Genomic DNA, 9,253 nt, shown 5'->3' with positions numbered 1-9,253 from the left:
CATGGATCATCGCTGTAGGTGCCGCACAGGATGGTGCGGCACCTACCGGCCATACCGTCAGAAGGAGATCGCCCATGCCGCCGCGCGTGATCGCTACACCGTCGGCCGCGGCGCTGGTTCGCCGCCTGGAAAACGAGTTTGGCCCATTGATCTTTCACCAGTCCGGTGGATGTTGCGAAGGCACGGCGCCCATGTGTTTCAGGCAAAGCGATTTTCGCGTGGGGCCGCGTGATGTGTTCCTCGGTTCCATCGCGGGAAGTCCCTTCTATATCGGTGCTTCGACGTTCGAATATTTTTCGAATTGCCAACTCATCATCGATGTCACCACCGGCGGCGGCGACAGCTTTTCGCTGGAAGCGCCCGAAGGCGTGCGCTTCATCACCCGATCGCGTGTGTTTACCGATGCCGAATGGCAGGAACTGAAGGCCGCCGGGCCGCCGGCCACGGGGCCTGAAGCCGCGGCGAGGGCTTGATCCGTGGCGCTTCATCGCTCGTAAAAAATACGCAACAAGCCAGACAGAAATCACGGAGCCGTTCACATGACGATCAAGGTTGCAGTGCTCAAGGAAACACGTGCCGGCGAGCGTCGTGTCGCCATGGTGCCCGATGTCGTGGACCGGGTGAGCAGGCTCGGCACGCGCGTTTTCGTGCAATCCGGCGCGGGCGACGCCATCAAGCTGCCAGACCCGGCCTTCAAGAACGCCACCGTCGTCGCGGACGTGACGCAGCTCGTCGCGGACGCCGACATCGTGCTGGCCGTGCAGCCGCCATCGCTGGAGACGGTGAAGGCGATGAAGATCGGCGCAATCCTGGTGGCTTTCATCTATGCCAACAAGGAGCCTGCGCTGGTCGAGGCGTTGCACGAAAAGAACATCACCTGCTTTGCAATGGAGCGTGTGCCGCGCATCACGCGCGCGCAGGCCATGGATGCGTTGTCGACGCAGGCGGCGTTGTCGGGGTACTACGGCGCGTTGCTGGGTGCGACGCATCTTGCCCGCATCTTTCCACGCATGACGACCGCCGTCGGTTCGCTTCGACCCGCGACCGTGCTGGTGATGGGGCTTGGCGTTGCCGGCTTGCAAGCACTTGCGACGGCCCGCCGCCTCGGTGCGGTCACCGAAGGTTACGACGTGCGATCCGAAACCAGGGAAGAGGCCGCCTCGTTGGGCGCCAAGTTCGTCGATACCGGCATCGATGCGACGGGCGAGGGCGGTTATGCGCGCGAGCTGTCGCAAGAGGAAAAGGAGCGCGTCGCTAAGATCGTCACCGCGCATGTGCAGCAGGCCGACGTGGTCATCACCACGGCGGCGGTGCCGGGAAGGCCATCGCCGAAATTGATCAGCAAGGCGCAGGTCGATGGTATGAAAGCGGGAGCGGTGATCGTGGATCTCGCCGCCGACGGTGGCGGCAATTGCGAATGCACGGAACCCGGCAAGACCGTCCAGGTGGGGCAGGTCACCATCGTGGCGCCGTTGAACGTGGCCTCGCTGCTCGGCGAGCACGCCAGCGAACTCTACGCCAAGAACGTGCTCAACCTGCTCGAGCTGATCATTCACGACGAAAAGATCGCGCCGGACTGGAACGACGACGTGCTGGCCAAAACCGCGCTGACGCGTGCTGACGAAAGCTCAGCCAGCGCCACCGGCCTCGAAGCTGCCGAGGAGCCTGTTTAATGTCTCCGCGCAACTCGCCACACCGAGTCACTAAACGCCATGGCGCTAACTTAAGCCATGAAGCTGGGCGTTCTTGCCGCTCGCTACGCTCGCGCCTCAATTTCGCAGGGGAACGGACCGCATCCTGGCGAGCGCAAGATACACGCCCAAGTTAGTGTCATTACGTCCAAGGAGAAACCCGTGACCTCGCAAATCATCATTGTCGGCTTTGTCGCCATCTACATCTTCATGCTGGCCGCCTTCACCGGTTACGAGGTGATTTCGCGCGTACCGGCGATTCTCCACACGCCCTTGATGTCGGGCTCCAATTTCGTGCATGGCATCGTCGTGGTCGGCGCGCTTTACGCACTGCTCAACGCCACGAACGTGACCGAACAGGTCATCGGTTTCATCGGGGTGCTGCTGGGCGCCGGCAACGTCGCCGGCGGTTATGTCGTCACCGAACGCATGCTGGAAATGTTCAAGTCCAGCAAGAAAAAAGCCTAGGAGAGCAGCATGGATTGGGTCATCAATCTCAGCGATCTGGCAGCGGCGTACCTGTTTATCTATGGGCTCAAACGCATGTCGTCGCCGGCGACCGCGCGCAAGGGCATCGTACTGGCGGGCGTCGGCATGCTGGTGGCCGTGCTGGTCAGTTTTCTTTATGCCTTCAGCGTCAATGCCGCGGCACGCGCGCACCTGATCGTCAATCTGCCGCTGGCCGTGATCGCCCTGGCGATCGGACTGGGTTGGGCGTGGTGGCGCGGCAGAGCGGTTCCAATTACGGCCATGCCGCAGATGGTGGCGCTCTACAACGGCATGGGTGGGGGTGCGGCAGCTGCGATTGCGGCGGTGGAACTGTTCGGCGGCCAGGCGCAAGACGCGCTCGGGCTTGCGATAACCCTGCTTGGTGCGCTGATCGGCGCCGTGTCGCTGTCGGGTTCGCTGATCGCCTGGGCCAAGCTCGATGGCCGCATCAACAAGCCGTGGCGCATACGCGGTCAGCGTTATTTGAATGCCACGGTTTTTCTTGCAGCGATTGCGATCGGGTTGTGGATCGTGATGGGCGCCAGGGGTGGCGTGCCCGTCGGCCTGTTCTTCGCCGTGACGCTCGCATTCGGCGTGATGATGACCGTTCCGATCGGCGGCGCGGACATGCCGGTGGTCATCGCGCTCTACAACGCCTTCACTGGCTTGGCCGTCGGGCTGGAAGGGCTGGTGCTGCAGAACCCGGCGCTGATGATCGCAGGCATGGTCGTCGGTTCGGCCGGTACCTTGCTGACCTTGCTGATGGCCAAGGCGATGAACCGCTCGATCGGCAATGTGCTTTTCAGCAACTTCGGCGATGTGAGCCTGGAGCAGCACGGCGAGATCAAGGGACGCATGAAGCCGGTCGAGGCAAGCGATGCCGCCATCACCATGCGTTATGCCGGCAAGGTGATCATCGCGCCCGGCTATGGCCTGGCTGCCGCGCAGGCGCAGCAGAAACTCTACGAATTCGTGAAGCTGCTGCAAGCGGCCTCCGTCGAAGTGAAGTTCGCCATCCACCCCGTTGCGGGGCGCATGCCGGGTCACATGGACGTACTCCTCGCCGAAGCGGGCGTGCCGTATGACTTGCTGTACGAGCTTGACGAGATCAATGCCGAGTTCGCGAGCGCCGACGTGGCGCTGGTCATCGGCGCCAACGATGTGGTGAATCCTGCCGCGCGCACCAACAAGACGTCGCCGATCTACGGCATGCCGATTCTCAATGTCGACAAGGCGCACCAGATCTACGTGATCAAGCGCGGGCAGGGTAAAGGTTATGCGGGTGTCGAGAACGAATTGTTCTATGCCGACAACTGCAACATGGTTTATGGCGATGCCCAGGCCGTGCTGGGAAAGATGATCCAGGCCATCAAGGATCTGGGCGAAAGCACGGGTGGCATCAAGGCGGCGGCATGAGAGCCTGTCTAAGGAATGGGAGCCTGGTCAAAGCCGTGATGCATCGCTTCGAAGCACGGCCGCCCGGCTGGCATGGACATCACATCGTGCCTGCTCGTGGTGATGGTCACAGCGCTGTAGTAACGTGCTTCGGGCCGTGCAAAACGGTCGAAGTACGCGATGGCAACTGAGGAGGGAGCGATGCACCCTGCGATGGCACATTCCGCGTCCGGTCGAACTCCGCGATGGCTTGCGCACGAGCGGCTGCAGGACTTGCTGGACGCGCTCGGCCGTGCCGGTTACCAATGCATCGGGCCGAAGCTGCGCGACGGCGCGATCCTGTATGAGCACATCGACAGCGCCGGCGACTTGCCGAAGGGCGTGTCGGTCGAGCAAGCACCGGGTTCGTATCGCGTCAGCATGACGGATAGCCCACGCCGGTTTGCGTGGGCAAATGGGCCGCAAGCCATCAAGCCGTTTGTCTTCGCGCCGCGGGAGGCGCTCTGGCGCGCCAAGCGTTGCGAAAACGGCACCCTGGTGTTCGATGCGCAACCGCCGGCCAACAAGCCGCTTGCGGTTATCGGCGCGCGCGCATGCGACCTGGCCGCACTCGCCTTGCAGGACAAGCATTTCCTCGGCGGGGATTACCCCGATCCGAACTACGCCAAGCGCCGCAACAACATGTTTGTCGTCGCCGTGCATTGCAGCCATCCCGCGCAGACCTGCTTCTGCGTGTCCACCGGCGACGGGCCGCGCGCGGCATATGGATTCGACATGGCGATGTCCGAGCTGGATGATGGCTTCGTCGTCGAATCCGGCAGCGAGCGCGGCGCAGCGATGCTGGATGCGCTGAACCTGCCGGGTGCGGTCCAGGCACAGATGGTTATCGCCGACGAGCAGAGCCGGCATGCCGCCGAGGTGCAGCAGAGGGTGCTGCCGGGGCGGAACCTGCAGGCGAGTCTCTTTGCCAATCTGGAACATCCGCGGTGGCAAGACGTCGCCGAACGCTGCCTGTCGTGCGGCAACTGCACGTCGGTCTGCCCGACCTGCTTTTGCCACAGCGAGGCGGATGTGCCGGCGCTCGATGGCGGCAGTTCGGAGCATGCGCGCGAATGGGATTCCTGTTTCACGCAGGGACACAGTTATGTGCATGGCTTCACGGTGCGGCCCGACACACGCACGCGCTATCGCCAATGGCTTACCCACAAGCTGGGTGGCTGGCATACGCAATACGGGCGTAGCGGTTGCGTCGGTTGCGGGCGCTGCATCAGCTGGTGTCCGGTGGGCATCGACATCACGGAGGAAGCCAACGCGATTTGCGGGAAGCAGCCATGACCCACGACGATCTTCCGATGGAAGCGGAAATCATCGGCCGCACTGAAGATTCGCCGACGATTTTCACCTTGCGCCTGCGCTTGACCGACGAACGGCAGCGGCACGATTACCGCTTCATGCCGGGCCAATTCAACATGGTGTATCTGTACGGCGTCGGCGAAGTACCGATTTCGATCGTCTCCGATCCGCATGGCCCCACGGTGCTCGATCACACCATCCGTGCCGTGGGCCGCGTCACGAATGGGCTCGCCCAGCTCAAGGCTGGCGACCGGATCGGTTTGCGCGGCCCGTACGGTCGCGGCTGGCCGCTGCGCGAAGCCGAAGGCCACGACATTCTCGTGGTGACGGGCGGACTCGGTTGCGCGCCGGTGGTGGCGGTCATCAACTACATCCTGATGCGACGCGAGCGGTTTGGACGCTTGACCATCATTCAAGGCGTCAAGCACGTCGAGGAGCTGATCTGGCGCGAGCGCTACGCTTATTGGAGCACGTTGCCGAATACGCATGTGCTGCTGGCATCCGATCACGGCGGCCCGCTATGGCCGTGGCATGTGGGGCTGGTGACCGAGGTGTTCGATGACGCTGCCATCGTGCCCGATCGCAGCACGGTCATGATGTGCGGACCGGAAGGCATGATGCATGCCGGCATCGCCAACCTGACGGCGCGCGGCATACCCGAAGAACGCATCTACCTGAGCATGGAGCGCAGCATGCATTGCGCCGTCGGGCATTGCGGCCACTGCCAGTACGGCCCGGATTTCGTGTGCAAGGACGGTCCCGTTTTTCCATATCCGCAAGTGAAAGACCTTTTCAAGACGAGGGGCTTCTGATCATGGGAGCGACGGTGAAACCGAAAGTGGCCGTGCACAAGTTCAGCTCGTGCGACGGATGCCAGCTGGCCTTCCTCAATCTCGGCGAAGCCTTGCTGCAGGCGGCCGGGCTGGTGGATTTCATCCACTTCGCCGAGGCCGGCCCGGTGCAGCCGGACGCGCCGGTCGACGTCGCCTTCGTCGAAGGCAGCATCGCGACGCCCGACGACCTGGAACGCATCGTGCGCGTGCGTGAGCAATCGCGTTTCTTGGTCACGATCGGCGCCTGCGCAACGGCCGGCGGCGTGCAGGCGTTGCGCAATCTCGCCAATGCGCGTGAATGGATCGCGGGGGTGTATGCCACGCCCGATTACATCCACAGCCTGGACACCTCCACGCCGATCGCCCAGCACGTCAAGGTCGATCTGGAGCTCTGGGGTTGCCCCGTGAATGGACGGCAAGTGCTTGGCGCGCTGCGCGCACTGTTGTTCGGCGTCGTGCCGGCGGAGGAGCACGACAAGGTCTGCATGGAGTGCAAGCGCAAGCAGGCGGTGTGCGTGATGGTGACCAAGGGCATGGCATGCATGGGGCCGGTGACGCGCACCGGTTGCGGCGCCTTGTGCCCCAGCTTCGGGCGCGACTGCTACGCCTGCTACGGTCCCGCGGAAAACCCGAATACCGAGGCGCTGGGCCGGCGTTTCGAGGGCCTGGGCCTGGTGCCGGAAGCGGTTGCCCGGCGATTTCTGTTCATCGACAACGGCGCGCCGGCGTTCCACGCGGCCGGCCTGGCATTCAGCGAGAAGCAGCATGGATGACACGCAGACACGCAAGGTCGACATCCACGTGCCGGTGCTGGCGCGGGTGGAAGGCGAGGGCGCTTTGCATCTGCGCATTCGCGGCGGCGCCATCGAAACGCTGACGCTGCAGATCTACGAGCCGCCGCGCCTGTTCGAGAAATTCCTCGAAGGCCGTTCCTACGAGGAAGTGCCGGACATGGTGGCGCGCATCTGCGGCATCTGCCCGGTGGCGTACCAGATCAGCGCGGTGAACGCGCTGGAGAACCTGTTCGGCATCGACCCGGGACCGTGGGTGCATGCGATGCGCCGCCTGCTGTATTGCGGCGAGTGGATACAAAGCCACTGCCTGCATATCCATTTGCTGGCCACGCCGGATTACTTCGGCTACGACAGTGCCATCGCCATGGCGCATGACCATCCGGACGTCGTGCGGCGCGGGCTTGCATTGCAAGGACTCGGCAACGACATCATGAACCTGCTTGGCGCCCGTTCGGTGCATCCAGTAGGCGTGAAAGTCGGCGGTTTTCACCATGCACCGCATGCGGACGACGTGGCCGCATTGCTTGCCAGGCTGCGCGCGGCGTTGCCTGAGTCGGAGGCGCTTGTGCATTGGGCCGCAAGCGTTGCCATGCCCGACGACGATCAGCCATTTACCTGCGTGAGCATGCGCGATACCGAGGAATATCCGGTTCATCGCGGTCGCATCGTGGCCAGCGATGGACTGGCCATCGACGCAAGTGAATACGATCGCCATTTCGCCGAGTACCAGGTCGAACACTCGACTGCCTTGTACAGCCACTACCAGGACAAGCCTTATCTCGTCGGACCGTTGGCGCGGCTCAATATGAATCGCGACCGCTTGCCGGATGCCATTCAGCAGTTGATGCACGATACCGGCGTCACGTGGCCAAGCCGCAACATGTTCAACAGCATGCTGGCGCGTGCGATCGAGGTGCATTACGCGATAGCGGAAGCCGTGCGTCTTCTGCAGGGCTACACCCGTGTGCAGCAGCCGGCCGTTGCGGTGACGCCGCGTGCAGGCGTCGGCTACGGTTGCTCGGAAGCGCCGCGCGGCCTGTTGTGGCATCGCTATGCGGTGGACGGCGAAGGCCGAATCGTTGCGGCGCGGATCGTGCCGCCGACCAGCCAGAACCAAGCGCGTATCGAGGAAGACTTGCGGCTGTCGCTGCAGGATTTCGGCCTGCAGCACGGCGATGACGCCTTGCGCCTGCATTGCGAGAAGGTGATACGCAATTACGATCCCTGCATTTCCTGCGCGACCCATTTCCTGAAACTGCAAGCGGAGCGCTTATGACACGCGTGGCGATCATCGGAATCGGCTCCCCGGCTGGCGACGATCAGGCTGGATGGTGCGTCGCGCATGCGCTGCAGCGAAGCGCCTGGCTGGATCGTCCGTCCTGCCAGGTCAGCGTGGTCGCACTGGATCGGCCGGGCACGGGGCTGATCCGTTATCTGCAAGGCGCGGATGCAGCCGTGCTGATCGACGCCATGCACAGTGGCCGCGAACCGGGCACCGTCCAGCGCGTGGACGATCCGGCGTTGCTCGAGAAGGACACGCTTGCTTCCAGCCATGGCCTGGGCGTGGCATCGGCACTGCAACTGGCCGGTGCGCTGGGCATGCTGCCCAAGACGCTGGTTCTTTATGGCATCGAGATCGGCGACGTATCCTTCGATGCTGCACCAAGCGCTGCGGTCAGCCATGCAGCGGTATCGCTTGCTGCGACGATCGAGGCCGAAGTGGCCGAACGCTGGCCGTATCAATCACATGTTCTCGCTGCAGGCACACGCGAATCAACACCCTATGCAAGTGGGAGGGAAACATGATGAACAAACGTACGCGCGCGAAGCGCACGGTTTTTCAACTGGTATGCATGCTCGTGATGCTCGCTGCAGCGCCGCTGGCGCAGGCGCATATCCTGCCGGGGCAGATGGTTGGCCTTGCCCATGGCCTGGCTCATCCCTTTACCGGCATGGATCATCTGGCCGCCATGGTAGCCGTCGGTTTCTGGGCTACGCAGTGCGGCGGCCGTGCGATATGGCTGGTGCCACTCAGTTTCGTCACGGCGATGTCGATCGGCGGTGCGATCGGCATGTCAGGTATGACAGTGCCGTTCATCGAATCCGGCATCGCCGCATCGGTGCTCGTGCTTGGATTATTGATCGCTGCGGCAGTCCGCTTGCCGTTGGCCGCAAGCAGCATCCTGGTCGGATCGTTTGCGCTGTGCCACGGCATCGCGCATGGCGCCGAGATGCCGGTGAATGCATCGGGACTGGCATTCGGCGTCGGCTTTGTGCTGAGTACGATCGTGTTGCACGGCTGGGGCATCGCGCTGGGACTGCTGGCGAGAACGTGGGGCAGCCCCCGTTTCGTTCAATATGCAGGAGCTGGCGCGGCGGCGTTCGGCCTGTATTTGTTCATCGTGTGACGGTGCACTGCTCCGAACTCAAGGTCATGGCGCGGCCCTCGTTGGCGGTGAGGCACTACCGAACCCCAACGTCGCCATGCACATTCCGCCGTTGGGATTCGGCTGCTGATATATCTCCACGTTTTTCTTGCTGCAATGCCAGTAAGACTGGGAATCGCGTCGATTTCATTTCGAAGCGCGTCGTCATTGACCAGCTTCGCTGTTGTAAAGCACCTCGGCGAAGGTCCACTGTGCTGTCCGGCACATGTTTTGCCAATCGGCCATAACCCAATGGCACTAACTTAAGCGTG

The 9,253-nt window shown here is 62.9% G+C and carries 11 protein-coding genes; 10 read left to right on the top strand and 1 reads right to left on the bottom strand.

Annotated elements, in window-relative coordinates; translation table 11 throughout:
• Positions 1-74: 74 nt before the first annotated feature.
• The 10 genes from VMA74_RS04625 to VMA74_RS04580 all read left to right on the top strand — a co-directional run bounded on the left by VMA74_RS04625 (position 75) and on the right by VMA74_RS04580 (position 8,963).
• Positions 75-473: a DUF779 domain-containing protein gene (locus VMA74_RS04625; RefSeq protein ID WP_325365275.1), complete on the top strand. Its 399-nt coding sequence runs from the start codon at positions 75-77 to the stop codon at positions 471-473.
• Positions 474-539: 66 nt separating this feature from the next.
• Positions 540-1,673: an NAD(P) transhydrogenase subunit alpha gene (locus tag VMA74_RS04620; protein WP_325365271.1), complete on the top strand. Its 1,134-nt coding sequence runs from the start codon at positions 540-542 to the stop codon at positions 1,671-1,673.
• Between the two features lie 195 nt (positions 1,674-1,868).
• Positions 1,869-2,159: an NAD(P) transhydrogenase subunit alpha gene (locus tag VMA74_RS04615; RefSeq protein ID WP_325365273.1), complete on the top strand. Its 291-nt coding sequence runs from the start codon at positions 1,869-1,871 to the stop codon at positions 2,157-2,159.
• A gap of 9 nt (positions 2,160-2,168) precedes the next feature.
• Positions 2,169-3,596 carry an NAD(P)(+) transhydrogenase (Re/Si-specific) subunit beta gene (locus tag VMA74_RS04610; protein WP_325365269.1) on the top strand — a complete coding sequence of 476 codons (1,428 nt, stop codon included), beginning with the start codon at positions 2,169-2,171 and terminating at the stop codon, positions 3,594-3,596.
• A gap of 180 nt (positions 3,597-3,776) precedes the next feature.
• Complete coding sequence (locus VMA74_RS04605; protein ID WP_325365267.1) at positions 3,777-4,910, top strand: 4Fe-4S dicluster domain-containing protein; 1,134 nt, start codon at positions 3,777-3,779, stop codon at positions 4,908-4,910.
• Positions 4,907-5,740: an FAD/NAD(P)-binding protein gene (locus tag VMA74_RS04600; RefSeq protein WP_325365265.1), complete on the top strand. Its 834-nt coding sequence runs from the start codon at positions 4,907-4,909 to the stop codon at positions 5,738-5,740. Before VMA74_RS04605 ends, VMA74_RS04600 begins: the two co-directional genes overlap by 4 nt.
• A gap of 14 nt (positions 5,741-5,754) precedes the next feature.
• Positions 5,755-6,534 carry a hypothetical protein gene (locus VMA74_RS04595; protein ID WP_325365263.1) on the top strand — a complete coding sequence of 260 codons (780 nt, stop codon included), beginning with the start codon at positions 5,755-5,757 and terminating at the stop codon, positions 6,532-6,534.
• On the top strand, positions 6,527-7,831 hold the full coding sequence (locus VMA74_RS04590; protein ID WP_325365261.1) for a Ni/Fe hydrogenase subunit alpha: 1,305 nt from the start codon (positions 6,527-6,529) through the stop codon (positions 7,829-7,831). Before VMA74_RS04595 ends, VMA74_RS04590 begins: the two co-directional genes overlap by 8 nt.
• Before the next feature lie 5 nt (positions 7,832-7,836).
• The gene (locus VMA74_RS04585) at positions 7,837-8,361 is read left to right on the top strand and encodes a hydrogenase maturation protease (protein ID WP_325365259.1); all 525 of its coding nucleotides are present in this window, start codon (positions 7,837-7,839) and stop codon (positions 8,359-8,361) included.
• Entirely contained in the window at positions 8,358-8,963 is a 606-nt protein-coding gene (locus tag VMA74_RS04580; RefSeq protein ID WP_325365257.1) for a HupE/UreJ family protein, read from the top strand. Before VMA74_RS04585 ends, VMA74_RS04580 begins: the two co-directional genes overlap by 4 nt.
• A gap of 55 nt (positions 8,964-9,018) precedes the next feature.
• Here the strand turns inward: VMA74_RS04580 and VMA74_RS04575 are convergent.
• Positions 9,019-9,253: hypothetical protein (locus VMA74_RS04575; protein ID WP_325365255.1), on the bottom strand; the 235-nt coding region annotated here is incomplete at its 5' end.

This window comes from Dyella sp., assembly GCF_035508675.1.
Classification (GTDB): domain Bacteria; phylum Pseudomonadota; class Gammaproteobacteria; order Xanthomonadales; family Rhodanobacteraceae; genus Dyella_B.
Note: the sequence above shows the minus strand (reverse complement) of the source record. Positions and strands in the feature narration are given on the sequence as shown.